General features: G+C 56.4%; 23 protein-coding genes and 1 riboswitch. Of the genes, 12 read left to right on the forward strand and 11 right to left on the reverse strand.

What is annotated here, in order from left to right:
* Positions 1-149: 149 nt before the first annotated feature.
* The gene (locus QMZ65_RS16895; protein WP_283216399.1) at positions 150-1109 is read right to left on the reverse strand and encodes a 2-hydroxyacid dehydrogenase; all 960 of its coding nucleotides are present in this window, start codon (positions 1107-1109) and stop codon (positions 150-152) included.
* On the reverse strand, positions 1090-2484 hold the full coding sequence (locus QMZ65_RS16900; RefSeq protein ID WP_097119425.1) for an MFS transporter: 1395 nt from the start codon (positions 2482-2484) through the stop codon (positions 1090-1092). Before QMZ65_RS16900 ends, QMZ65_RS16895 begins: the two co-directional genes overlap by 20 nt.
* Positions 2485-2987: 503 nt before the next feature.
* Between QMZ65_RS16900 and QMZ65_RS16905 the strand changes: the two genes are divergently transcribed.
* Positions 2988-3902: a sugar ABC transporter substrate-binding protein gene (locus tag QMZ65_RS16905; RefSeq protein WP_097119426.1), complete on the forward strand. Its 915-nt coding sequence runs from the start codon at positions 2988-2990 to the stop codon at positions 3900-3902.
* 67 nt (positions 3903-3969) lie between these two features.
* On the opposite strand, the gene QMZ65_RS16910 is transcribed toward QMZ65_RS16905, so the two are convergent.
* Entirely contained in the window at positions 3970-4464 is a 495-nt protein-coding gene (locus QMZ65_RS16910; RefSeq protein ID WP_097119427.1) for a GNAT family N-acetyltransferase, read from the reverse strand.
* Positions 4465-4525: 61 nt separating this feature from the next.
* Here QMZ65_RS16910 and QMZ65_RS16915 point away from each other — a divergent pair, with 61 nt between their 5' ends.
* Complete coding sequence (locus QMZ65_RS16915; protein WP_283216400.1) at positions 4526-6358, forward strand: ABC transporter ATP-binding protein; 1833 nt, start codon at positions 4526-4528, stop codon at positions 6356-6358.
* Here QMZ65_RS16915 and QMZ65_RS16920 read toward each other — a convergent pair.
* From QMZ65_RS16920 to QMZ65_RS16930, 3 genes are all read right to left on the reverse strand, one after another.
* Positions 6355-7479 (reverse strand): GNAT family N-acetyltransferase, encoded by a 1125-nt coding sequence (locus QMZ65_RS16920; protein ID WP_097119429.1) that lies wholly within the window; start codon positions 7477-7479, stop codon positions 6355-6357. The genes QMZ65_RS16915 and QMZ65_RS16920 overlap by 4 nt on opposite strands.
* A gap of 164 nt (positions 7480-7643) precedes the next feature.
* A complete protein-coding gene (locus tag QMZ65_RS16925) occupies positions 7644-7973 on the reverse strand; it encodes a type II toxin-antitoxin system RelE/ParE family toxin (RefSeq protein WP_097119430.1) in 330 nt (109 codons plus the stop codon).
* The gene (locus QMZ65_RS16930) at positions 7942-8178 is read right to left on the reverse strand and encodes a ParD-like family protein (RefSeq protein WP_034819879.1); all 237 of its coding nucleotides are present in this window, start codon (positions 8176-8178) and stop codon (positions 7942-7944) included. Before QMZ65_RS16930 ends, QMZ65_RS16925 begins: the two co-directional genes overlap by 32 nt.
* A 192-nt stretch (positions 8179-8370) precedes the next feature.
* On the opposite strand from QMZ65_RS16930, the gene QMZ65_RS16935 reads away from it, so the two are divergent.
* From QMZ65_RS16935 to QMZ65_RS16945, 3 genes are all read left to right on the forward strand, one after another.
* A complete protein-coding gene (locus QMZ65_RS16935) occupies positions 8371-9270 on the forward strand; it encodes a LysR family transcriptional regulator (RefSeq protein WP_097119431.1) in 900 nt (299 codons plus the stop codon).
* Positions 9271-9369: 99 nt separating this feature from the next.
* Complete coding sequence (locus tag QMZ65_RS16940) at positions 9370-10311, forward strand: glutathione S-transferase family protein (RefSeq protein ID WP_160833766.1); 942 nt, start codon at positions 9370-9372, stop codon at positions 10309-10311.
* Between the two features lie 11 nt (positions 10312-10322).
* Positions 10323-10928: an alpha/beta hydrolase gene (locus QMZ65_RS16945; RefSeq protein ID WP_034819904.1), complete on the forward strand. Its 606-nt coding sequence runs from the start codon at positions 10323-10325 to the stop codon at positions 10926-10928.
* Here the strand turns inward: QMZ65_RS16945 and QMZ65_RS16950 are convergent.
* Both QMZ65_RS16950 and crcB read right to left on the reverse strand, forming a co-directional pair.
* Positions 10925-11722, reverse strand: coding sequence for a sugar phosphate isomerase/epimerase family protein (locus tag QMZ65_RS16950; RefSeq protein ID WP_160833765.1), 798 nt, complete (start codon positions 11720-11722; stop codon positions 10925-10927). The genes QMZ65_RS16945 and QMZ65_RS16950 overlap by 4 nt on opposite strands.
* A gap of 118 nt (positions 11723-11840) precedes the next feature.
* The gene (gene crcB, locus QMZ65_RS16955; RefSeq protein WP_034819910.1) at positions 11841-12218 is read right to left on the reverse strand and encodes a fluoride efflux transporter CrcB; all 378 of its coding nucleotides are present in this window, start codon (positions 12216-12218) and stop codon (positions 11841-11843) included.
* 91 nt (positions 12219-12309) lie between these two features.
* Positions 12310-12385: riboswitch (Fluoride riboswitch) on the reverse strand.
* Between the two features lie 107 nt (positions 12386-12492).
* Here crcB and QMZ65_RS16960 point away from each other — a divergent pair.
* Positions 12493-13410, forward strand: coding sequence for a nucleoside hydrolase (locus QMZ65_RS16960; protein ID WP_283216401.1), 918 nt, complete (start codon positions 12493-12495; stop codon positions 13408-13410).
* Positions 13411-13888: 478 nt separating this feature from the next.
* Here the strand turns inward: QMZ65_RS16960 and QMZ65_RS16965 are convergent, their stop codons facing one another.
* Complete coding sequence (locus tag QMZ65_RS16965; RefSeq protein ID WP_283216402.1) at positions 13889-14917, reverse strand: zinc-binding alcohol dehydrogenase family protein; 1029 nt, start codon at positions 14915-14917, stop codon at positions 13889-13891.
* A 135-nt stretch (positions 14918-15052) separates the two neighbouring features.
* Here QMZ65_RS16965 and QMZ65_RS16970 point away from each other — a divergent pair, with 135 nt between their 5' ends.
* Together QMZ65_RS16970 and QMZ65_RS16975 are read left to right on the forward strand one after the other, a co-directional pair.
* Positions 15053-15955, forward strand: a complete 903-nt coding sequence (locus tag QMZ65_RS16970) for a GntR family transcriptional regulator (protein ID WP_097119436.1) — start codon at positions 15053-15055, stop codon at positions 15953-15955.
* 172 nt (positions 15956-16127) lie between these two features.
* Positions 16128-17480, forward strand: a complete 1353-nt coding sequence (locus tag QMZ65_RS16975; protein WP_097119437.1) for an MFS transporter — start codon at positions 16128-16130, stop codon at positions 17478-17480.
* 144 nt (positions 17481-17624) lie between these two features.
* Here QMZ65_RS16975 and QMZ65_RS16980 read toward each other — a convergent pair whose 3' ends face one another.
* Both QMZ65_RS16980 and QMZ65_RS16985 read right to left on the reverse strand, forming a co-directional pair.
* The gene (locus QMZ65_RS16980) at positions 17625-18533 is read right to left on the reverse strand and encodes a LysR family transcriptional regulator (protein WP_283216403.1); all 909 of its coding nucleotides are present in this window, start codon (positions 18531-18533) and stop codon (positions 17625-17627) included.
* Positions 18534-18535: 2 nt separating this feature from the next.
* Positions 18536-19585, reverse strand: coding sequence for a dipeptidase (locus tag QMZ65_RS16985; protein ID WP_283216404.1), 1050 nt, complete (start codon positions 19583-19585; stop codon positions 18536-18538).
* Positions 19586-19784: 199 nt separating this feature from the next.
* On the opposite strand from QMZ65_RS16985, the gene QMZ65_RS16990 reads away from it, so the two are divergent.
* From QMZ65_RS16990 to QMZ65_RS17005, 4 genes are read left to right on the forward strand one after another with little or no spacing between them, the layout of a single operon-like run.
* Entirely contained in the window at positions 19785-21380 is a 1596-nt protein-coding gene (locus QMZ65_RS16990; RefSeq protein ID WP_097119441.1) for an ABC transporter substrate-binding protein, read from the forward strand.
* Complete coding sequence (locus QMZ65_RS16995; protein ID WP_034819940.1) at positions 21380-22390, forward strand: ABC transporter permease; 1011 nt, start codon at positions 21380-21382, stop codon at positions 22388-22390. The genes QMZ65_RS16990 and QMZ65_RS16995 overlap by 1 nt, the downstream gene beginning before the upstream one ends.
* Positions 22387-23286 (forward strand): ABC transporter permease, encoded by a 900-nt coding sequence (locus tag QMZ65_RS17000; RefSeq protein WP_058960683.1) that lies wholly within the window; start codon positions 22387-22389, stop codon positions 23284-23286. Before QMZ65_RS16995 ends, QMZ65_RS17000 begins: the two co-directional genes overlap by 4 nt.
* Positions 23287-24114 (forward strand): ABC transporter ATP-binding protein, encoded by an 828-nt coding sequence (locus QMZ65_RS17005; RefSeq protein WP_283216405.1) that lies wholly within the window; start codon positions 23287-23289, stop codon positions 24112-24114. It begins immediately after the preceding gene.
* The last annotated feature ends 20 nt before the right edge of the window (positions 24115-24134 follow it).

Raw genomic sequence — 24134 nt, forward strand, 5'->3', positions numbered from 1 at the left:
GGAGAGGTATCGGCAGCTGAGCAAATAATCTTCAGGAGTGATTTGTGCGATCTGTGAGAGGGGAAGTGATTTGGATGGGCGCAATAAATTTGCACCGCTACGTTTGCCTGATGGCACTGGTGACGGCGCGATTTATCAAGCGACAGAATCTACACCACCCGCGTTAACACCGCTTCGCCCTGCGAAAACGCCAGCAGGTTTTCAAACACCAAATCTGCCATCGACGCCATGGTTTCATGGGTGCTGCTGGCGAGATGCGGGGTGATCACCACATCATCACGCTGCAGTAACGCAGCAGGCACCGCCGGTTCATGCTCGAACACATCCAAACCGGCACCCGCAATCTCACCGGCTTCGAGCGCCGCAATCAACGCCTGCTCATCCACCACACTGCCGCGCGCAATGTTGATTAAAAAGCCCTTCGGCCCCAGCGCACGTAACACTTCAGCATTCACCAGATGATGCGTGGCTGCACCGCCGGGTAGGGTCAGCACCAGAAAATCCGCCTGCTTTGCCAGTGATAACAGCGAATCGTGGCGCGTGTAGGGCACATCCGGGCGTGAACGCGGGTTGTAAAAATGCACATCCATATCAAACGCCTGCGCGCGCTTCGCCAGCTCCTTACCAATCCCACCCAGACCGACAATCCCGCACACTTTACCGCCCACTTTGGTGGTCAACGGATAGCGCCCTTTCGCTTGCCAGTTACCGGCGCGCACATAACGATCCGATGCGCTGATGTGGCGCGCCACATCCAGCAGCAGCGCCATGCCGGTATCCGCCACGCAGCTGTTTAAAACGCCTGGCGTGTTGGTCACCACGATGCCACGCGCTTCGGCGGCAGCAATGTCTATCGCGTCATAGCCCACGCCGTTACTGCAAATCACCTTCAGATTGGGCAACTGCGCCAGTAGCTCAGCACTTGCTCCCATCAACGCATTGCCGCTGGTCACCAGCGCATCAATACTGGCACCTTGCTCTGCCAGCCACGCCGCCTGATCCTCCTGTTGCCACAAGCGCGAAGTGGTGAAGTGCGCATCCAGATTATCCTGCAGCCGCTGCGGCAACAGCGGCCCTTTTAGCAATACGTTAAACGGCTTTGATCCCATCTTGTTTCCCCTGATTTTCGTAGGATGTTGCAGACGAATCCTGCTCGTCGCCGACACGTTCAATCGGGCCCATCACCAGCAGGAACAGCAGCGCCGCGACGATGCAATGCGCGCCAACGAACACCAATCCAATGCTGTAGCTGCCGGTCAAACCGACGATGATGCCGAACAGCAGTGGCGTGATAAATCCGGCCATATTACCGATGCCATTGAAGATCGCACCCGCCAGACCTACTGCTTCTTTCGGTGCGGTATCACTGACAATCGTCCAGGTACCCGCGCCCGCCGCCACGCCTTTCCCGAAGAAGGCAAACGACATAATGGCGATAATGCCGGCATTGGTCGGGATCACCGCAGCCAGAATCAGCGAGGCGGCCATCAGCATGCCGACGATATAAGGCGTTTTACGCGCCCACGACAGGCTCCAGCCGTTAGCCAGCAACTTGTCAGAGATGTAACCGCCGCTGATGCCGCCCAGGAAGCCAAACAGCGCCGGGGCGATGGTAGCAAAGCCCGCTTCCATGATGTTCATGCCGCGTGCCTGCACCAGGTAAATCGGGAACCAGGTGATAAAGAAGTAGCTGAGCGCAATGATGCAGTATTGCCCGAGATAGGCGCACCACAGCATGCGATTGCTGAGCAAGGTTTTAAACATCGCTTTGCTCAAGGGTGGACGTGCTTTGAGCGTTTGTGCTGAATCGATATCCACCAGCGCACCGCCCTCCTCAATGTATTTCAGCTCTGCGGCTGACACATGCGGATGCTGTTTCGGGCTGCGCATATACCAACCCCACACGAACACCGCCAGCACGCCAATACCGCCCAGCACAAAGAACGGCCACTCCCAGCCGAAGCGGGATACCAGCCAGCCGGACAGCGGCGAGAAAATGGCAACAGCAAAATACTGCGCCGAGGCAAACAGCGATGAGGCACGACCGCGTTCGGCACCGGGGAACCACATAATCACCGCACGCGCGTTGGCCGGAAAGCTCGGTGCTTCAATCAGTCCGAGGGCAAAGCGCAGCGCAAACATCAGCGTCAGCGCCATGGTCATGCCGTTGGAAAACTCGCCAATAAAACCCATTAAAATGGTCGAAACCGACCAAAGCGCCAGCGTCACGCCATAGACTTTTTTCGTACCGAAGCGGTCAAGGAAAATCCCGCCGGGGATCTGGCCGATCACATAGGCCCAACTGAATGCCGAGAGGATCAGGCCAAGCTGGATCGCTGATAAACCGAACTCCTCTTTGATCGCCGATCCGGAGATCGACAAGATCGAACGGTCGGCATAGGCCACCACGGATAGAAACAGGATCAGACAGAGGATCCAGATACGCACATGACTGTTCTCATTGCGGTTTTTGCTTAGTAACATGGCTGAACCCCTTGATGAAGGAGCGTCCTGCTCCGAAGCGATGATGTTCAGGAATACCGCTTAAATTTCACTGTTCAGCAACTATAGAGAGCCAGATATGGAGTGGTCATTGTGCGGATGGAGGAATTCGCGCGGCTTTTTTGCGCTGGTTTTGGCATCTGCCACAAAGGAGGGTGCGGCGCTGCACAGAACCTTAAAGAAGCCGATGCTTTTGCACCGGAATGTGCGCCAGCTCTGAGAAAAACCTTCGCAACATCACTATGAGCCTGCAAAGCATCATGTATCGGCTCGCCATAAAAAGCCGCAAAGCATCATGCACCGGCTCGTCATAGGAGGCCGCCTGCATCCTGCACCCGCGAGCAAAATGTGCGCTTAGCTGCAAAATCCATACATGTTGATTGTCAGGGTCCTTACCGCCTCGTAGTCTGAAAATGATTTCATTGAGCCATTTTCACTCTCATTGAAACATTCATTCTAATAACAAGCTTACCCTGGAGTCCGCAATGAAAACCCTCAAGGCGATACTGTTGCTTGGCCTGCTGTCCAGCTCTGCCTCGGCGTTGGCAGAAAAGATCGGCGTATCAATGGCCTATTTCGATCAGAACTTTTTAACCATTATTCGCCAGTCGATTGATAAAGAGGCCAAAGCGCGCGGGCTCGATGTGCAATTTGAAGATGCGCGCGGCGACGTTGGCCGTCAGACCGATCAGGTGCAGAGCTTTATCGGGGCGGGCGTCGACGCCATCATCGTCGATCCGGTGGATTCCGCCAGTACACCGCAGCTGACCAAACTGGCGCAGCAGGCGAAAATCCCGCTGGTATACGTGAACCGTACGCCAGGCGACAAATCGCTGCCGTCCGGCGTGGTGTTTGTCGGTTCAGACGAGCGCGAATCGGGTACCTTGCAAATGGAAGCGCTGGCGAAAATGGCCAACTACAAAGGCAATGTGGCAATCATGATCGGCAATCTGACCGACGCAGGCGCACTGCAACGCACCAAAGATGTCGAGCAGGTGGTGGCGAAATATCCGGGCATGAAAGTGGTGCAGAAGCAGCCAGCGAACTATGCACGTAACGAAGGCATGGATTTGATGCTCAACTGGATTGGCAACGGCGAAGCGATTGATATCGTTGCCGCTAACAACGATGAAATGGCAATCGGTGCCGCGATGGCGCTGGCGAAGAGCAACAAGAAAATTCTGGTGGGCGGTATTGATGCCACGCCGGATGGCCTGAAAGCCATGGCGCAGGACAAAATGCAGGTCACCGTGTTCCAGGATGCGATTGGTCAGGGCAAAGCCTCGGTGGATGTAGCGCAGAAGCTGATGAAAGGCGAGAAAGTGGATTCACACGTGTGGATCCCGTTTGAACTGGTGACCAAAGAGAATATGCAGAAGTACGTGGAGAAGAGTCAGTAATTAAGGCCAATACCGCGCGATAAACCGCGCCGTCCTGCGACGGCGCAATGTATTGCGCAATCCACGATTACTCCCGCAGTTTCGCCATGACCACGATGTCGTGATACTCCCCCTCACGCAGGCAGGCTTTACGCTTCACGCCCTCTTGCTCAAAGCCGAGGCGCTGGTACAACCGTATCGCACGCGCGTTGTCATGAAACGCTTCCAGCTCAATACGCACCACACCGAGCCAATTAAAGGCATAGTCGATGGCGTTGCGAATCAGTTTCTCACCGATACCCCGCCCGCCAAACGCTGGATCGACGCTGATACCAAAACTGATGCTGTGACGCGTACGCGGGCGCTGTTCGACAAACAGCGTCAGCTCGCCCACCATCTGCCCATCAATTTCGGCCACGAAACCGATATAGCCCGCCGCGTCCATGTTTTCGAATTTTTTCTGCCAGGTTTGCACGCTGGGAAACGGCAGCTGCGTGGTCCAGCGATACACGTCGGGGTGGCTGTAAAGGCGTTGATAAGCGGCCGCATCGGCCGGTTCGCGACCGCGAATGATCAGATCCATGTCGGTAATCCCTTTCACTTGCACTAAGCTGTTAACTCTCACCAAACGGAAGAGTGACTTTATGTTGTATCGTCGTTTTGAACGTTTTATCAATATTTTCCAGGATGCACCAACCGATTCTCCCCCTTCCAGCGTCTGGCCGTTTTACCTCTATTATCTGCGTCAGGTGTGGCCGAGCTTTGTCGCCCTGCTGATTGTGGGATTAGCGCAGGCGCTGATTGAAGTGGCGCTGTTCAGCTATCTCAGCCGCATCATCGATCTGGTCAATCACTCGACGCCCGCCACGCTGTTCACCGACAACTGGCAGGTGCTGCTATGGATGGGGTTTGTCGCGCTGATTCTGCGGCCGGTGATTATCGCGCTACACGATATGCTGGTGCATCAGAGTATCAACCCGAGCATGACCAGCATGATCCGCTGGCAGCATCACAACTACGTGCTGCGCCAGAGCCTGAACTTCTTCCAGAACGATTTCGCCGGACGTATCGCCCAGCGCATCATGCAGACCGGCAACTCCCTGCGCGATTCCGCGGTGCAGCTGGTGGATGCCATCTGGCATGTGGTGATTTACGCGGTGACTTCGCTGGTGCTGTTTGCCGAGGCCGACTGGCGCCTGATGATTCCACTGATTATCTGGATTGTGGCGTATAGCGTCTCTCTGAGCTTCTTTGTGCCGCGCGTGAAGCAACGTTCGGTGGTCTCTTCCGAGGCGCGATCCAAACTGATGGGCACCATCGTCGATGGCTATACCAATATCGCCACCATCAAACTGTTCGCACATAACGATCTGGAGAAACGCTACGCGCGCGAAGCGATTCAGGAGCAGACCGACAAAACCCAGCACGCCAGCCGCATGGTCACCACCATGGATATCACACTATCGACGCTGAATGGTCTGCTGATTGTCAGCACTTCTGGCCTGGCATTGTGGCTGTGGAGCCAGTCGCTGATCAGCGTCGGTGCGATTGCGTTGGCCACCGGTCTGGTGATCCGCTTAGTGAACATGTCCGGCTGGATCATGTGGGTGGTGAACGGCATCTTTGAAAATATCGGCATGGTGCAGGATGGATTGAACACCATCGCGCAGCCGCTCAGCGTACAGGATGAGCCGCAGGCGAAAAACCTGCAGGTAACGCAGGGTCAGATCCGCTTTGAAGATGTGCGCTTTGATTACGGCGGCAGCCGCCAGGTGATCAATCGCCTCAACCTGAATATCAAACCGGGTGAAAAAATCGGCCTGATTGGGCCATCCGGTGCCGGTAAATCGACAATGGTGAACCTGCTGTTGCGGCTTTATGACATCAACGGCGGGCGCATCCTGATTGACGATCACAACATCGCCGAAGTCACGCAGGAGAGCCTGCGCGGCCAGATCGGCATGATCACTCAAGACACGTCGCTGCTGCACCGTTCGATTCGAGAAAACTTGCTGTACGGACGCCCAAACGCCACCGAAGACGAACTGCAGGCGGCGATTATCCGCGCCCGCGCCGATGAGTTCATTCCGCTGCTGTCCGATCCACAGGGCCGTACCGGGCTGGATGCGCATGTGGGTGAGCGCGGAGTGAAACTGTCCGGCGGTCAGCGTCAACGTATCGCCATCGCCCGCGTGCTGCTGAAAGATGCGCCGATTCTGATCATGGATGAGGCCACTTCCGCCCTCGATTCCGAAGTCGAAGCGGCGATTCAGGAAAGCCTGGAAACGCTGATGCAGGGCAAAACGGTGATTGCCATCGCGCACCGTCTCTCGACTATCGCCAAAATGGATCGACTGGTGGTGCTGGATAAAGGTGAGATTGTTGAGATGGGCAACCACCGCGAACTGCTGGCGCACAACGGGCTTTACGCGCGTCTGTGGCAGCATCAGACCGGTGGCTTTGTCGGCGAAGATTAATCGCCGCGTCGATATGGCAGGGCTTCGCGCGCTTCAATGGCATAGGCGCGGATCCCTGCCCGCTCCTGCACTAAATACTCTTCTACGGCTTCGCGCAATCCCGGATGACACAGGTAGTGCCATGAGTGGGTGATCTGCGGTTCGAAGCCGCGCACCAGTTTGTGCTCGCCTTGCGCTCCCGCATCAAAACGCTGTAATCCCTCGGCAATCGCAAAATCCATGCCCTGATAGAAGCAGGTTTCAAAGTGCAGGCGATCGAACTCCGCCAGGCAGCCCCAGTAACGCCCGTACAGCGAATTACCATCCACCAGATAGAACGCCATGGCGGCCGGATGGCCCTGCAGCGTGGCGATCACCACGCGAATCGATCGCGGCATGCGTTCGGCCAGCAGGCTGAAGAACTGCCGCGTGAGATAAGGACGCTGCCCGCGCACCGCATAGGTGTTGGCGTAGCAGGTGTAGACGAAATCCCACTGATCTTCGCTGAGTTCGTCACCGCGATACCAGTTGAACTCAAAGCCACTGCTCGCCACCTGTTCGCGCTCTTTACGCAGTTGTTTGCGTTTGCGTGACATCAGCGTGTCGAGGAAATCCTGAAAATCGCGGTAGCCTTTGTTGTGCCAGTGATACTGGATGCCGAGACGCGCCAGCCAGTCGGGCTGCTGCTCCATCACATCGTTGGCAAACGGCGTGGTGAAATTGATATGTGCGCCGCTCAGGCCGTTTTGCAGCAGTTCATCGGGCAACGCTGCGAGCAGCTGGCTAATGGCGGCTTGCTCGCCCAATAAACGCGCACCCGTAACCGGGCTGAACGGAATCGCCCCCAGCCACTTTGGATAGTATGGAATGCCGGCGCGGTGACAGGCATCAGCCCACGCGTGATCAAAGACGTATTCACCTTGCGAATTGCGTTTGCGATAGCCCGGCAGCGCGGCGCTCAGCACGCCCTTTTCACGCCACAGCAAGTGATCCGCCTGCCAGCCGTTTTCCGGCCGCACACTGCCACTCTCTTCCAGCGTGAGCAGAAAGGCATGGCGTAAAAACGGTTGATCGTCAGGTAACAGCGCATCCCATTCGAGGGCGGAAATCTCCGCCAGCGACGACAGGTGAAGCAAAGACATGCATGGCTCCCGGCCAGCTTAAGGCGAACAGCTAGTTCAACAGGTTTTGTCGCAGGGGAAAAGAGGGGGCGCACTGAATGTGCATCGACCATCTATTGGCATGAATCACGCCGGAGGGGTTTGGATTGGAAAGGACGCTTCCACCGCTTAAGGAAGCGACTCTGTTAGCCGATGAGTTTCAGGTCGTTTTTACGATGTTGCTTCTGGTCGTCATAATAATTTTCGTGTGTACCGAGGCTCAGAAGATAGATTTCCAGTCTCTGATCGACCCAGCTGTAACCCAACAGATATTGCTGCTTGCTCAGGTAAAACTTGTGCACCCAGAGATAGCTCAGGTCGCCCTTTTTGCGTTCACCGATCTCTGGGATAGCAATAATGCGGTCAATCTCTTGATCAACACCCTCCTGATCCTGTTCCGTCAGGCGGTTAAAAGCCTTGTCAAAACGGCGGGTCTGATAAATCTCAACTTCCTGTCCGGTCTTTTCTGCGCACATATTTTTTGACCTTGCCGTTATCCATTTCTGCTTTAGCCAGTAAGATTTCGTTGATGAAGGAGAACGTCAGATCGGGGTTATCCTCTGCGATGCGACCAATCTTCGCCCAATGCTCAATCTGCTTAGGCACGCTGCGGCTCATGGCTTCTGCATGTGTTTTCACATCTTCAACAAAATCATCGTCTAAGCGGACGCTGGTTGCCATATTTAAACCTCTTATTGTCGTCACCCGATACGTTGTTGTGAGGGTGGTTCCATTGATACGTCATTGCCAGACGTACAACAGAGGTGATTGTGCGACATATTGTCGCATTTGGCAATCAGTGATAGCAGCACGATTTACCGTGCCTCGATAACGAATGTGTATACTCACCTTTTTCGCTGTTCAGGAACCGCCATGGATCGTCTCGATTGTGACCGCATGTTTGTCGCGGTGCTGGAAGTAGGCAGCTTTGCCGGGGCGGCCGAGCGACTGGGCACCAGCAGCGGGCAGGCCTCCAAGCTGGTTTCCCGGCTGGAGCAGGAACTCGGCGTGCAGTTGTTCAAGCGCAGCACGCGTGCACTCTCAGCCACTGAAGTGGGTCGCGCCTATTACGAACGCGTGAAAACCCTGCTGGATGCTTTCGACACGTTGGATGCCACGGTACGCGAAAATGCCACCACGCCGACGGGGCGCTTAAAAATCAGTGCGCCCGGCACCTTTGGTACGGCGGTGCTCGCCAGCGTATTGGTCGCATTTGCGCGTCACTATCCGTTGATTGAACTGGACGTTAACTTCTCCGATCGTGCAGTGAACATCGTCGATGAAGGCTTCGATATGGCGATTCGCATTGGTAAACTAGATGACAGTAGCCTGATTGCACGTCGTTTGGGCGATGTGCCGATTCGCGTAGCGGCTTCGCCGGGCTATCTGCTGCAACAAGGCACACCGCAGCACTGGCGCGACCTGGCTGCGCATCAATGTATCAGTGACACCAACTTCCGCGATCCCTGGCACTGGCCGTTTGTGACGCCGTGCGGCGACAGCGTAAGCATGCCGATTCGCGGCCGCCTGTGTTTCTCCAATACCGAAGCCTGTTTACAGGCAGCCATCGCCGGATTGGGTATCGCACGTTTACCGGGTTTTATTGCCGCACCTGCGCTACAACGCGGCGAAATCGTCTCGCTGCTGGATAACTTCGCCACGCCGCCGATGGGCCTGTTTGCCCTCTATCCCCCCGCTCGCCATCTGGCGCAGAAAACCCGCTTACTGATTGATTTCCTCGCCGATCATTTCCAGCAGCATCCTCCCGGCTGATTCCTTCCAATTTGGAAGCAATGAAAGCCATTTTGCCCGGATTATCACCCAACCAGCAGCGCGGTATGCTCACTCCATCACCAGAGAGGAGTCGAGCATATGTTGGTTAACGGTAAGTGGAGCGCAGAGTGGCACCCGGTTCAAGCCACCGATAAACAGGGCGGATTTGTCCGTCAGACGTCCAGTTTTCGCCACTGGATCACCCCAGACGGCTCGAGCGAATTTGCCGCCGAGCCGGATCGCTATCATCTGTATGTGGCACTGATCTGCCCATGGGCATCACGCACACTGGTAGCACGCAGCCTGAAAGGACTGGAGAAAGTGATCAGCGTCTCGGTGGTCGAGCCGCAGCTGGGTGCGCAGGGCTGGCACTTCGGTGACTATCCGGGTGCTGATCGTGACTGGCTTAACAAAGCCGAGTACATCCACGAACTCTATACCCGCGCCGATGCTGACTTTACAGGCCGCGCCACGGTGCCGGTACTGTGGGATAAAAAGACGCAGACCATCGTGAACAACGAATCTGCTGACATCCTGCGTATGCTGAACAGCGGGTTTGGCGATCTGGCAGACAACAGCCTCGATCTGTATCCAGAAGATCTGCGCGCTGAGATCGACGCGATCAACGCATCGATCTATCCACGTCTCAACAACGGCGTGTATCGTACCGGCTTTGCCACCACGCAGGTGAGCTATCAGCAAGCGTTTAATGATGTGTTCAGCCAGTTAGACGAACTGGAACTGCGTCTGAAAGATGGCCGTACTTTCCTGCTGGGCGAGCGCCTGACCGAAGCCGATATTCGGCTGTTCGTGACGCTGGTGCGTTTTGACGTTGCTTATCATGGTCTGTTCAAATGTAACCTGCGCTGCCTGCGCGACTATCCGCTGCTCGATCGCTATCTGAAGAGTATGCTGGCGGTTTCGGGTGTGCGTCAGACAGTGAACATCGACCATATCAAGCAGGGCTACTATTCGATTAAGGCACTGAACCCGAACGGGATTGTGCCAGTAGGCCCGGATATGGCGGATTACGGACTTTAAGGAGCAGGATGATGGCAAAAGCGTTGGTGATTTTTTTACATGGTGTGGGCAGTAATGGCGACGATCTGGCAGGACTCGGCCAGCATTGGGCCAGCCTGCTGCCGGATGTGGCTTTTGCCTCGCCGAATGCGCCCTATCCGTTTGAACATGCAATGGGCTATCAGTGGTTTAGCCTGACGGGCATTACCCCAGAAAATCGTCCGGCGCGGGTGCGTGAAGCCCGCGCAGCGTTCGATGAGACACTGCAACAGTTGATGGCGCAACACGGCATGGCGGACGCGTGGGATAAAGTGATTCTGGTAGGCTTTTCTCAGGGCTCGATCATGGCGCTGGATGCACTGGCACAGGGCCGTCATCCGCTGGCGGGCGTGGTGGCGTTTTCCGGACGATTGTCGTTTGACGGTGCATTAACCCCGGCTTCGCACACGCCTGCGTTGCTGATTCACGGCAAAGCGGATGGTGTGATTCCGTATAGCGAGAGTGAGTCAGCAGCACAGCGCCTGCAAGCGGCAGGCGTGACGGTGGAAGCGCGCTTTGAAGCCGCCACCGGTCATACCATTTCTTCACAGGGTGCGATGCAAGCGGCCGCCTTTATCGCCCAGTGCTTGCAGGATTAAGGCCAGTAGCGATTTAACGCGTTCCAGGCTTGTTGCGCAGCCACTTCGGGTGGCTGCGCTTTTAATCCATCGTTAAACACTTCAATGCCGACCGGGCCACGATAGCTGGCGCTTTTCAGCTTATCGACAAAGCGTTCCACTTCGATAATGCCGTCGCCGGGCAACAACCGCTGATGGCGCGCATAATCACTTAGCGCGCCCTTCTCTTGCGGCGGCATCTCCGCCATATCGCACAGTTGCACTTCATAGATACGATCGGCAGGAATGCCATCCAGCTGTGAGGCGTCCCCACCCAAGGCACAAATGTGGAACAGATCGACCACCAGTCCAATATTCGGTTGGTCCAGGCGCTGCAATCGTTCCCACGCCAGCGGCAGCGTATTATCAACGCTGCACCACGCCATGGGTTCGTACATGATGCGCATGTTATAGCGCGCGGCTTCTGAGGCCATCCAACGCAGATCTTCATCGATGCGCTCCGCCACGCAATCTTCACGCGTGGTGGCCGGTGCCTGAATGGTGTTGCAACCGATTGACTGCGCAATCTGGATAAACTGCCGCAGCTCTTCACGCTTTTGCAGACGTTCACGATCTGGCGCACCGGTAAAATCACGCAGCACCTGCAAATTGGTAAAGCCAAGATTTAACTGTTGAGCCAGCTGCGCTGTGGCTGCCTCAACATCATCCCGCCAGATTTCGACCTGATCGAAACCGGCGGCACGGGCCGCGCGCAGTTTCTGTTCAGGTTCACCGTTTAACAACACCAGGTTAAGGAATTTGGGGTTACTTCGCATCAACGGGCTCCCTAATCGTCCGGATAAATCGGTGACAGGTTCTGCTTGTCACGCAAACAGAACACCGACCAGTATCTACCTCTTAGGCGTTATTTCAAGCCCGTGATGCGGAGGGCTTTTATCCCAGCAGATTCACCACTGCAAAGCCGGCGAAGGTCATCAGCAGTGAACCAATCACATGCACCATCACGCTCGACATCGCCCAGAGGTATTTACCGGTTTGCAGCAAGCCGACAATTTCCGCTGAAAAGGTAGAGAAGGTGGTTAAACCGCCGCATAAGCCAGTGACAATCAGCAGTTTCCAGAAAGGGTCAATATGCGGATTGCGGACAAAAAACGCCAACGCTGCACCGATGATAAAACCACCGACCAGATTCACCATTAAAGTGCCCGGTGGCAGATTGGGAAACAGCGCGTTGAACCGCAGAGAAATAAGCCAGCGCAGTGAACAGCCCACGGCACCACCGAGCATCACAGCCAGTAACGACTTCAACATACTTTTGGAGCTCCTGAAATGAGTTACGCGCAGGGCCGCGGCAGGACAGAAAAACACCTGACACACCGCCGTCTCCCGCGCAGGGATACGAGTGTTGTCAGGCGTCATCAGCCGTCTGTTTCCAGAACGGCGGTTGGGGAAGGTGGCACGCCATCACCTTAGCGGCATGATAATACGCTGGCGTCGCGGGGGTGACAATATCGGTCAACGATTGGCTTACCTTTGCACACGATTATGTTTTAACGTGGAGAACAACATAAGAGAGGAGATCCCGATGCGTACCCTGATTTTTGATACTGATATTGGCGTGGATGATGCCTTTGCGCTGGCGTATGCGGCGCGGACGCAGCGGTTGCTGGGGATTACCACGGTGTTTGGCAATGTGGCGGTCGGCCAGGCGGTGAAAAATGCCAGGCTGTTCTGCGAGAAGATGGGGATTGAGGCACTGGTGTATCGTGGCTGCTCGCGGCCACTGGCATTGACGCCTTCTGCGCCCGCCACGCTGCACGGCCTGGATGGATTAGGGGATGCATTCGAGAACTCACACAGTGAAGCAGCACCCAGCGCGGTGCAGTTTATTATTGATAGCGTGCGCGCACAGCCCCATGCCATCACCATCGTGGCGATTGGGCCGCTGACCAATATCGCCAGCGCCATCAATCAGGCGCCGGATATCATTCCGCTGGTGAAAGAATTGGTGATCATGGGCGGCGCATTTGGCACCGACGGCCATTCCGGCAACGTCTCGCCGTTTGCCGAGTTCAATATCTGGAAAGATCCGCATGCTGCCGATCAGGTGCTGGCCTCGGCGCTGCCGGTGGTGATATTACCGCTGGATGTGACGCACAAGGTGCTGATGACGGGTGATGAAGTGCGGCAGTTAAATCAGCCTGTACTCAGCGCGATATGCCGTCCGTATCTGGCGTACAGTCTGCAAAAGGAAGGGTTTGATGGCATGGCGCTGCATGACACGCTCACGCTCTCCTGGCTGGCTTTGCCACAGGCGTTTACCGTGACCGAAGCACCAGTGCGCGTGATAACGGAGGGCATCAGCCGTGGTCAGACAGTGAGACGCCTCAGCGCCCTCGCCTCACGTGAAGACCCGTTTGCTGGCTTACGCCCACAGCGCTTGTGCCTCGGCGTGGATGCCGAAGCGGTCAGGGAACACTTTTTTGCCGCACTGCGGGCATGAGATGGGTGGTCGCTATCAATGGCGTAATGCTTGCCAGTTAAGCGCCGGGTGATCACGCAGTCTGTTAAAAGGACACAATGGTTGAGGCCAGAGCGCGCCTCTTCCCCTGAACAGCCCCAGCACGCTCTTCAGCTACAGTGCATGCTGTTAAAAACGGCACGATGGCTGAGGCCAGAGCGCCTCTGCTGCTGCAAGGGCTATCCGCAGCGCTGAGGCTTTTACGTTGGGCCAGGAGCCAGGCGCAGGGAGGCGACTGGCAGTTCGGGTTGGCCAGGACGGCCTTACCTGAACTGAACCCCTTAACCCGAACGGTCCGCAGGCACGACGTGGAAGCCGAAGGCACCGCGTCAGCGGCGCGAGGACGGCCCGGCAGCAGCAGAGGTGCTCAGGCCCGCATGCGCGCGCAGTGAGACGCGAGTACGGCCCGGCAGCAGCAGAGGCGCTCAGGCCCGCATTCGCGCGCAGCAATGCGCACCGACTACCTCGCGAAATGAATCACGCCCTTAATCAACTCACGATTGTTGATCACCTCTGACTCAAAGGTCTCCGCCAAAGTAGAAAAGTCATAATGACGATTCAGCATGATATCGGCACGTAGCTGCCCACTCGCCATCAATTCGCCGACTTTTGCGAAATCTTCGTGCGTGGCATTGCGACTGCCCATCAACGTTGTTTCACGTTTGTGGAACTCAATGTCTGGAATCACCAAATCACCTTTGTGCAGGCCGACAAACACAATGGTGCCGCCATGACGAATCAGCTTCACCGCACCGTTCATCGCCGCCGGGTTGCCGGTCGCATCAATCACCTTCGCAGCCAGACGCCCACCAAACTCTGCACGTAGCGTGATTTCGAAATCTTCTGCCATCGGGTTGAGGGTCGCGAGCCCCAGCTTTTCTGCGACATGCGCACGTCGCGGTTCGCTGGTATCGGCCACCACTACCTGCGCGCCCGCGGCCGCCGCAATCGCGGCTACACCTAAACCAATCGGTCCGGCACCGACCACCAGCACCTGCTCATCCGCTGCCACCGCCGCACGACGTACCGCATGCGCACTGATCGCAAAAGGCTCGATCAGCGCCGCCGCTTCTGGCGCCACATCATCAACAGCTAACAGGTTGCTGGCGGGTACGTTGAGGAACTCGCAGAAGCCACCATCCTGATGTACGCCAATTACCGAAATATTCTCGCAGCAGTTAGTTTTACCACTCAGACAGGCATCGCACTGCTGGCAGGAAACATAGGGAATCAGCGCCACGCGCTGCCCTACTTTGAAATCCGTTACCCGACAGCCCAGCTCCACCACTTCGCCACACAGCTCATGGCCCAGAACGCGTGGATAGCTAAAGAACGGCTGATTGCCCGCCCAGGCATGAATATCGGTGCCGCAAATCCCGGCGGCAATCGGTTTAATCACAACCTCCTGTTCGGCCGGAGTCGGTTTCTCACGCTGCTGCCACACCATATTGCGCGGCTCGGCAACCACCAGGGTTTTCATTGTTGTCATGGGCTTCTCCTGTGCTGATGTCGCAGTTTTGGCGAAAATCAGCCACCCGCGCCGTTTGCACATGCTGAAGTGTGAGGCAGCGCCCTTTTTTTGGGCTTTGTGTGGTTTTTAATAAATAAAAAACCGGAGAAGCGCATGAGCCGAAGCCTGAATTTACGCCAGAACGTGATCAATCAAATGCTGGAAGGCATCGCTAAACGCCACATCCGCTCTCCGCTGCCACCGCAAGCCGCGCTGGCGGAAATGTTCAATATCAGCCGCACCACCGTGCGCCATACCCTGCAGCATCTGCATGAGCGCGGCGTACTGGATAAAGTTGAAGAAACTTACGTTATCGTGCGCGATCCCAGCGAAGAGGATGGTTTTAGCGCGTTAACGCCGCCGATCGATCAACAAGCGCGTCTGTTTGAACAGGCGTTTTTTAATCTGATTAACCAGCGACAGCTGATGCCCGGCGACAGTTTTAGTGAGTTGCAGCTGGCACAACAGGTCAAGGCCAGTCCGGTAGTGGTGCGCGAGTTCCTGCTGCGGTTTATGCGTTACGACCTGCTGGAGCCGGTGAAGCGGGGTCACTGGCGCATGAAAAAGTTTGATCAACTCTACGCTGAAAACCTGTTCGAACTGCGTGAAATGCTGGAAACACATGCACTTACCCGCTTTCTCAACCTCCCCTCCAGTGATGAGCGCTGGATTCAGGCACGTGATCTGCTGGATCGCCACCGTGCCATGCGCGACACCATCGCCAGTAACTATCGCCACTTTGCCGCGCTGGATAAAGAGATGCATACGCTGATTCTGTCAGCGGCTAATAATCCGTTCTTCAATCAGTCACTGGAGATCATCTCGGTGATTTTTCATTCACATTATCAATGGGATGAAACAGATTTAAAACAGCGTAACATCGTGGCACTGGAGGAACATATGGCGATTCTGACTGCGCTAATTAGCCGCCGGGATGTTGAAGCCCTGTGCGCGTTACATAACCATCTTGGTACGGCGAAGTCATCGATGATCCGCTGCATTCGCCAGTACAATTAAAAACCGATTAAAAACCACAATTCTGAAGCGCCCGCACGAATCTGAAACATCCTCGCAACATCCCAATCGGTTTACTTCTAGTCTCCAAAGCAATCTGTTGTGGCAGCACCGTTTCGCTGCCGCAGGACCCCAATCCTCGATAACGATAAGACCCCATACCTGGGAGGTTGCAATGGAAAATACATCTGCACGTGGCCGTGACGCCGCGCCAACATCCGCCGTCGATGGACAAGACTTTGTCCCGGCACGCGGTGACGTGGTGCGCTCACCGCGCATTAAGAAGATTCAGGTTACCGCCATGTTACTGCTGCTGTTTGCGGCCATCATCAACTATCTCGATCGCAGTTCACTGTCGGTGGCCAATATGACCATTCGCGGTGAGCTGGGCTTATCGGCCACGGAGATCGGCGTGCTGCTCTCGGCGTTTTCGCTGGCCTACGGCTTAGCGCAGCTGCCATGTGGTGCACTGCTGGATCGCAAAGGTCCACGCATCATGCTGGCGCTCGGCATGTTTGTCTGGTCACTGTTCCAGGCCGCTGCCGGTCTGGTGCATAACTTCACGCAGTTTGTGCTGGTGCGTATCGGATTGGGAATTGGTGAAGCGCCGATGAACCCGTGCGGCGTTAAAGTAATTAACGACTGGTTCAACATCAAAGATCGCGGCATGCCGATGGGGATGTTTAATGCCGCGTCGATGATTGGCCTGTCGATTGCGCCACCGATTCTGGCAGCGATGATGCTGGTAATGGGCTGGCGCGGCATGTTCGTCACCATCGGCGTGCTGGGTATGTTCCTCGCCATTGGCTGGTATGTGATGTACCGCAACCGCGACAACAGCAAATTGAGCGGTGAAGAGATTCACTATCTGCAAGCGGGCAGCGTGGCATCACGCAAAGAGCCGCTGAGCTTTGCCGAGTGGCGCGGTTTGTTCAAGCAGCGCACCATGTGGGGCATGATGATTGGCTTCAGCGGCATCAACTACACCGCGTGGCTCTACATTGCCTGGCTGCCGGGTTATCTGCAATCGACCTATCATCTGGATCTGAAAAGCACCGGGTTGCTGGCGGCGATTCCATTCCTGTTTGGCGCCGCGGGCATGTTGCTGAACGGCTATGTGGTAGATGCCTTGGTGCGTCGTGGAATGGATGCAGTGAAAGTGCGTAAGGTATCGATTGTCAGCGGCATGCTGCTGTCTGCAGCCTTCACCACTTTCGTCACCCGTGCAACAGACACCGCCAGTGCAGTGACGCTGATTGGCATGGCGCTGTTCTGCATTCACTTTGCCGGGACATCTTGCTGGGGCTTGATTCACGCTAACGTTACCGCACGTATGACGGCATCGGTGGGCAGCATCCAGAACTTCGCCAGCTTTGTGTTTGCCTCGTTTGCGCCGGTGATCACCGGTTGGGTGCTGGATACCACCAAGTCATTCAGCCTCGCGCTGATGATTTGTGCAGGCGTCACCGTGGTGGGTGCGCTGGCTTATCTGCTGCTGGTGCGTAAACCGATTACGGATGGGGTGTAAGTCGTCAATTGCGCGATAAACCGCATCGCTAGGGCAGGGTGCATATCTTTGTAGCGCGATGAATCGCGCCGCTACGGCAGAGCTCATGTTTTTTGTAGCGGCGCAATTTATTGCGCAATCAGTTCGTAGCCAGTTCGCCGTCATTTACAGGGTAAAAAACCGCGTTTCACACTGCCGCGCGATCTCCCACAGCTTATTGCGAATCACCTGTTTCAACTGCAAGGTCGATTGCGATTGTGGCTGGTCGCGGCGGCTGATCAGCATCACTTCAAACGGCAGCGGTTGTGCCACCGGCAGCAGTTTTAGCTGGTCGGCATAGCGGCAGGCGGTAAACAGATCCACTACGCCCACACCGCCGCCTGCCAGCACCATATCAGCAATCACCGAATAGGTTTTGATCGACAGCGACACCGCCGGGTCCAGCCCTTTGTCACGCAAAGCGCGATGCAGCACGCGCCCAAGTGGGTCTTGGTTCTGCATCATCAACAGGTTGTTGGCACACAACCACTCCAGCGTGGCGGGTTCGTTATGCGTGTGATGCTGCGGCAACAACGCCACCATCGACGATTGAAACAGCGGCTCCGCCAGCAGATCGGCATCCACCTGCTGACCAAATACCAGCGCGAAATCAAGCTGATTATCCATAATCATCTGGCACAGCGTGCTGAAGTGCTCGGTCACCAACTCCACGCTCACCGATGCCGCCTGTTGCCGCCAGTTGACCAGTGCGGGTGCCAGCACCATCTGACCAAAAGCGTGTGCAGCACCGACACGCACCATCTGCCCTTCGCCGCGCCGCAACTGCTCGGTAAGTTGGGTGATGGAGTGTAAACGCTGGTAGAGATCTTCCACTTCGGGCAGTAAACGCCGACCTTCTGCGGTGACCACCATCCCCTGCGCACGCCGTTCAAACAGGGCAAAACCCAGCTGCTGCTCGGCGTGCGTTAAGACGCGGCTGACATTTGGCTGCGACACATTGAGCAATCGCGCCGCCGCACTGATGCTGCCGGTCTGCACTATCGCCTGAAAAACCTCAATGTGTCGCAATCGCATAATTACTCGCCCCAGGTCGCTTCAAGCACGCGCAGCCAGTTGCCGTGGCAAATTTTTTCCAACAGTTCGCGCGAATAACCACGCGCCGCCAGCGCGTTCACCACCAGTGGGAAACCGGCCACATCTTTCATGTCGCCTGGCATGGTGGCACCATCCAGATCCGAGCCAAAGCCGACGCCATCTTCACCGACTTTTTCCAGCAGGTATTCCACATGCTGCACGATGGCATCCACGGTGGTCGGCGCATGACGATCGCCATCTTCACGCAGGAACGGCACGGCGAAGTTCACGCCGACAAAGCCGTGGGTTTCTTTAATGGCCGCCAGCTGGCGATCGGTAAGGTTGCGCGACTGCGCACTGATGACATGGGCATTGGAGTGGCTCGCCACCAGCGGCGCATCGCTGATCTCTGCGGTATGCCAGAAGCCCTTCTCATCCATGTGCGACAGGTCAACCATGATCCGGCGTTGATTACAGTCGCGCACCAGTTGCTTGCCCGCCGCCGTTAAGCCGTTGCCGACATCCGGCGATGACGGATACAGGAACGGCATGCCCTCACCAAATTGATTCGGGCGACTCCACAGTGGCCCCAGCGTACGAAGACCGCTGGCATACAGGATATCCAGTAGCTCGCCGTTGGTATCCAGCGCTTCCGCCCCTTCCACGTGCATCACCACCGCCAGCACGCCCCTGGCCATACAGTCGCGAATATCGCGCACGCTGCGGCAAATTTTCACTTGCCCCTCTGAGGCCTGTTCGATGCGCAGCAGCAAGGCCAGCATCGAAAAAGTGGCATCACGCGCAGCGCCAATAATTTCCTGAGGAAAATCTGAGAGGTCTGGCGCACTTCTTGCAATCAGAGGGTGAGACGGCACCCAGGTGGCAAATATCCCACCTACCATATTTCCTTGACGGATACGCGGCAGGTCCATCTGACCGCGTCCAGTACCCTGCAGGAAGGCCTGCACCGCGTTGGGTTGATGGTGTTGCCAGAGTTTATTGAGCACATCGTTGTGACCGTCAAAGACCGGAATATTGAAGATGTCAGACATGTTGTATCGATTCCATGTTCGGGAGAAAGCGCAAGTTCTGCCTGCTGGCGGGGCAAATTGCACCAAAAAGAGGCAAGGCTTCACGCATGAAACAAATGACTTAATCCCATTATTAATCCTCTCGCACAGCGGGAAAGTCAAGACAAAAAACAGCAAAATAACTAATTTTAATTTTAATAATCAATAACTTGGAGTTGTCATGGTAACCAGAAGACGTTTTCTCGCAGGATGCGCCGCCGTCCCTGCTTTTTCCTATCTGAGTCTCAACACCGCCTTCGCTGATACGCCACCGAGTATGTTCGTGATGGCGATGCAGCTGGACAACATTACCAGCCTCGATCCCCATGAAAGCTTTGAAGCCACCGGCGGCCAGATTTGCGGCAACATGTATCAGCGCCTGGTCACGCCGGACCCGCAGAAAGCCGATAAAGTGATTGGCCAGTTGGCGAAGAGCTGGGATGTGAGCAGCGATAACAGCACCTATACCTTCCACCTCGACCCGGCAGCGAAATTCGCCGATGGCACAGCGCTCACCGCAGAAGATGTCGCCTATTCGATTGAACGTATCGTCAAGCTGGATAAAAGCCCGGCCTTTATCATTAACCAGTTTGGCTTCACTAAAGACAATGTGACGCAGATGGTCACGGCGAAAGGTGCGCATACCGTGGAGATGAAACTCGGTGCACCCGCAGCGGAAACCTTCCTGCTGTATTGCCTCTCCGCCACCGTTGGCAGCATCGTGTCGAAGAAGGCCTGTGAAGCCAATCAGCAGAACAACGATTTCGGTAATGCATGGCTGAAACAGCACAGCGCCGGTTCGGGTGCCTTCACTCTGCGCACCTGGAAAGCCAGTGAAACGGTGATCCTGGAACTGAGCCCGCTGTATGCCGACAAGAGCAAAATTAAGCGCGTGATCCTGAAGCACATCACCGACCCGGCTGCTCAGGCGCTGATGGTGAAGAAAGGCGACGTGGATGCGGCCTACGATCTCACCACCGAGCAGTTGTTGCAGGTGAAGAACGACAGCAACGTGTCGCTGGTGAATCAGTCGCTGTCAGCCATCATGCTGATGTCATGCAACACCAATAATGAATACCTGAAAAAGCCGCAGGTGTGGCAAGCCCTGAAGTGGGCGCTGGATTACGACAGCATCCAGAAGAACATTCTGTCGATGAGCTTTATTACCCATCAAAGCTTCCTGCCGAGCGGCTTCCCGGCAGCGCTGGACGACACCCCGTTCCATAAAGACGTGGCGAAAGCCAAATCGCTGCTGGCAGAAGCGGGTTATCCCGATGGATTTGAGATCACCCTCGACCACTACTCAATGCAGCCGTATCCCGATATCGCTCAGGCGATCCAGACTCAGTTGGGCGCGATTGGCATCAAAGTGTCATTGATTGCCGCCGAAAACCGTCAGGTGTTGACCAAGATGCGTGCGCGTCAGCATCAGCTGGCGCTGACCGTGTGGGGCGCGGACTATTTCGATCCAAACTCCAACACTGAAGCCTTCTGTGTGAATACCGACAACAGCGAAAATGCCCGTAGCCGCACGCTGGCATGGCGCTGCAGCTGGTCAGATGAAGAGTTCAACAAACTGACTGAGCAGGCACTGCACGAGCCGGATCCGGCGAAGCGTATTGCCCTCTATCAGCAGATTCAGCAGCTGGGCCGCGAGAAAAGTCCGTTCATCTACATGATGCAGAAGACCAAAAATGTCGCGTGCGGCAAAAACATCTCAGATGTGCACATGACGGTACTGGAGCAGTGGCCATACGATCAGGTGAAAAAAGCCTGATGCCTTTATTGAAAAAAATCGTCAGCACCCTGGGAAGCCTGGTGCTGACGCTGTTTGGTCTTTCTGTACTGACCTTCTTTATCGGCCGGGTGATGCCTACCGATCCGGTGCTGGCGGCGGTGGGCGATAACGCACCGCAGTCCGTGGTGGATCGCGTGCGCCTGGAAATGGGGCTGGATCAGCCCCTCTACATTCAGTTCGGCCACTACCTCAATCAACTGCTGCACGGCGATCTCGGGAAATCGGTTCTCACCTCAAACCCGGTGACCACCGATATTGCGCGCTTCTTCCCGGCGACCATGGAACTGGCGACTGCCGCGATTATTATCGCCGCGCTGGTCGGTATTCCGCTGGGTGTCTGGGCCGCCGTGCGCCAAAGCACCTGGGTCGATCAGACCATTCGCGTGGTGTGCCTCGCTGGACACTCACTACCGGTGTTTGTGCTGGCGCTGCTGAGCCTGCTGGTGTTCTACGCCGTGCTCGGCATTGCGCCGGGTCCAGGACGGCAGGACATCATCTGGCAGGATATGGTGCCGCAGGTCACCGGCTTTCTTACCATCGACTCATTGCTCGCCGGTGAAACGGATGCCTTCTGGGATGCGCTGGCACACATGGCGCAGCCGGTCTTGATCCTTGCCTACTTCAGCATGGCCTACATCACACGTATGACGCGCACCTTTATGCTCAATGCCTTGAGCGGTGAATTTGTGATCACTGCGCGTGCGAAAGGGCTGTCATCGCGCCGGGTGATCTGGAGGCATGCCTTTCCGACCGTGGCGGTGCAACTGGTGACGGTGCTGGCGCTGACCTACGCCGGATTGCTGGAGGGCGCGGTCGTCACCGAAAACGTCTTCTCCTGGCCCGGCCTCGGCCAGTATCTCACCACCTCGCTGATGAACGCCGACATGAACCCGGTGGTCGGCGCCACGCTGCTGGTCGGCACCGTGTATGTGCTGCTCAATCTGCTGGCTGACCTTCTCTATCGACTTTGGGACCCACGCGTAAAATGATCTTCTTCTCTCGTGACTGGCTGCTGGACGATACGCCAGCCAATCGCCGTCAGGCGGTGTGGGGCCGACGCTATCGCTTGTGGCTCAGCCTGCGCAGCAACCCGCTGGCGATGGCCGGATTAGCAGTTATCGCCGTCATGCTGTTGCTGGCGCTATTTGCCCCGTGGCTGACGCCGTTTGATCCAGGCGCACAGCATCTGGAAAACCGTCTGGCGGCTCCTTCTGTCGCACACTGGCTCGGCACTGATGAACTCGGCCGCGATGTCTGGACGCGCATTATCTATGGCGGACGCACCACGCTTGGCATGGTGATCGCCGTGGTGCTGCTCACCGCCCCGCTCGGCCTGCTGATTGGCTGTATCGCGGGCTATGCCGGTGGCATTGTGGATAAGACGCTGATGCGTATCACCGACATCTTCCTCGCCTTCCCGCGTTTGATTCTGGCGCTGGCGTTTGTGGCCGCGCTGAAACCCGGCGTGGAGAGCGCGATTCTGGCAATTGCCTTAACCGCCTGGCCGCCGTACGCGCGTCTGGCGCGTGCCGAAACCATGCAGTTCCGCCACAGCGATTTTATCGCCGCCAGCCGACTTACTGGCGCGTCACCGCTGCGCATCATCCTGCGCCACATCATGCCGCTGTGCGTGCCGAGCCTGATTGTGCGCGTCACGCTGGATATGAGTTCCATCATCATCACCGCCGCCAGCCTTGGCTTCCTGGGGATGGGCGCGCAACCGCCTTCACCTGAATGGGGCACCATGATTGCCACCGCGCGCCGCTTCCTGTTCAGCGAATGGTGGGTGCCGCTGATGCCGTGTATCGCCATTTTCCTGACCTCACTGGCATTTAACTTTCTCGGCGACGGTCTGCGCGACGTGCTGGATCCTAAGGAGCGCTAAATGCTGGTGGAAATTGAAAACCTGCGCATTGCCTTTCGCAGTCGCACGGAAACCTTTGAAGCGGTACGCGGCGTGAGTTTCAGCGTTGGCCGTGAGAAGTTTGCCATTGTTGGCGAGAGCGGATCGGGCAAGTCGCTGACCGCACGCTGTTTGATGCAATTACTTCCGGGCAATGCGGAGGTGACCGCCGACGTATTGCGTTTTGACGGTATCGATCTGCGCGGCGCCAGTGAAAAAGTGCTGCGTCAGATTCGCGGCAAACGCGTGGGCTTCATCCTGCAGGACCCAAAATATTCACTCAATCAAGTGATGACCATTGGCCAGCAGATCGCAGAAGCCTGGCGCGAGCACAAAGGCGGCAGCCGCAAAGCCGCGATGCTGGCGGCGATTGATCTGCTGGAGCAGGTGAAAATTCGTGATGCTGCCGCGGTGGCGAAGCGCTATCCGCATGAGGTTTCCGGCGGGATGGGCCAGCGCGTGATGATTGCCATGATGCTGGCACCGGATCCGGAACTGCTGATCGCCGATGAGCCCACCAGCGCGCTGGATGCCACGGTACAGGCAGAGATCCTCAAGCTGATTGACGATCTGGTTTCCGCGCGCGGCATGGGGTTGATCCTGATCAGCCACGATCTGCCTTTGGTGTCGCACTTTTGCGATCGCGTGGCGGTGATGTACGCCGGGCGCATTGTCGAATTGCTGGACGCCGGGCAGTTACAGCAGGCTCAGCATCCGTATACGCGCGGCTTACTGGCCTGTTTGCCGTCGTTAAAACATCCGCGCGAGCGCTTACCGGTATTACAGCGCGATGCGGCGTGGCGAGAATAGCGCAATGCCCATCAACACGG

The sequence above is a fragment of the Pantoea sp. EABMAA-21 genome (assembly GCF_030053335.1).
GTDB classification, from domain to species: domain Bacteria; phylum Pseudomonadota; class Gammaproteobacteria; order Enterobacterales; family Enterobacteriaceae; genus Pantoea; species Pantoea communis.

Coding starts and splice junctions, on each gene's coding strand:
- QMZ65_RS16895 (WP_283216399.1), bottom strand. CDS start 1,109: ATGGGATCAAAGCCGTTTAACGTATTGCTAAAAGGGCCGCTGTTGCCG.
- QMZ65_RS16900 (WP_097119425.1), bottom strand. CDS start 2,484: ATGTTACTAAGCAAAAACCGCAATGAGAACAGTCATGTGCGTATCTGG.
- QMZ65_RS16905 (WP_097119426.1), top strand. CDS start 2,988: ATGAAAACCCTCAAGGCGATACTGTTGCTTGGCCTGCTGTCCAGCTCT.
- QMZ65_RS16910 (WP_097119427.1), bottom strand. CDS start 4,464: ATGGATCTGATCATTCGCGGTCGCGAACCGGCCGATGCGGCCGCTTAT.
- QMZ65_RS16915 (WP_283216400.1), top strand. CDS start 4,526: ATGTTGTATCGTCGTTTTGAACGTTTTATCAATATTTTCCAGGATGCA.
- QMZ65_RS16920 (WP_097119429.1), bottom strand. CDS start 7,479: ATGTCTTTGCTTCACCTGTCGTCGCTGGCGGAGATTTCCGCCCTCGAA.
- QMZ65_RS16925 (WP_097119430.1), bottom strand. CDS start 7,973: ATGTGCGCAGAAAAGACCGGACAGGAAGTTGAGATTTATCAGACCCGC.
- QMZ65_RS16930 (WP_034819879.1), bottom strand. CDS start 8,178: ATGGCAACCAGCGTCCGCTTAGACGATGATTTTGTTGAAGATGTGAAA.
- QMZ65_RS16935 (WP_097119431.1), top strand. CDS start 8,371: ATGGATCGTCTCGATTGTGACCGCATGTTTGTCGCGGTGCTGGAAGTA.
- QMZ65_RS16940 (WP_160833766.1), top strand. CDS start 9,370: ATGTTGGTTAACGGTAAGTGGAGCGCAGAGTGGCACCCGGTTCAAGCC.
- QMZ65_RS16945 (WP_034819904.1), top strand. CDS start 10,323: ATGGCAAAAGCGTTGGTGATTTTTTTACATGGTGTGGGCAGTAATGGC.
- QMZ65_RS16950 (WP_160833765.1), bottom strand. CDS start 11,722: ATGCGAAGTAACCCCAAATTCCTTAACCTGGTGTTGTTAAACGGTGAA.
- crcB (WP_034819910.1), bottom strand. CDS start 12,218: ATGTTGAAGTCGTTACTGGCTGTGATGCTCGGTGGTGCCGTGGGCTGT.
- QMZ65_RS16960 (WP_283216401.1), top strand. CDS start 12,493: ATGCGTACCCTGATTTTTGATACTGATATTGGCGTGGATGATGCCTTT.
- QMZ65_RS16965 (WP_283216402.1), bottom strand. CDS start 14,917: ATGACAACAATGAAAACCCTGGTGGTTGCCGAGCCGCGCAATATGGTG.
- QMZ65_RS16970 (WP_097119436.1), top strand. CDS start 15,053: ATGAGCCGAAGCCTGAATTTACGCCAGAACGTGATCAATCAAATGCTG.
- QMZ65_RS16975 (WP_097119437.1), top strand. CDS start 16,128: ATGGAAAATACATCTGCACGTGGCCGTGACGCCGCGCCAACATCCGCC.
- QMZ65_RS16980 (WP_283216403.1), bottom strand. CDS start 18,533: ATGCGATTGCGACACATTGAGGTTTTTCAGGCGATAGTGCAGACCGGC.
- QMZ65_RS16985 (WP_283216404.1), bottom strand. CDS start 19,585: ATGTCTGACATCTTCAATATTCCGGTCTTTGACGGTCACAACGATGTG.
- QMZ65_RS16990 (WP_097119441.1), top strand. CDS start 19,785: ATGGTAACCAGAAGACGTTTTCTCGCAGGATGCGCCGCCGTCCCTGCT.
- QMZ65_RS16995 (WP_034819940.1), top strand. CDS start 21,380: ATGCCTTTATTGAAAAAAATCGTCAGCACCCTGGGAAGCCTGGTGCTG.
- QMZ65_RS17000 (WP_058960683.1), top strand. CDS start 22,387: ATGATCTTCTTCTCTCGTGACTGGCTGCTGGACGATACGCCAGCCAAT.
- QMZ65_RS17005 (WP_283216405.1), top strand. CDS start 23,287: ATGCTGGTGGAAATTGAAAACCTGCGCATTGCCTTTCGCAGTCGCACG.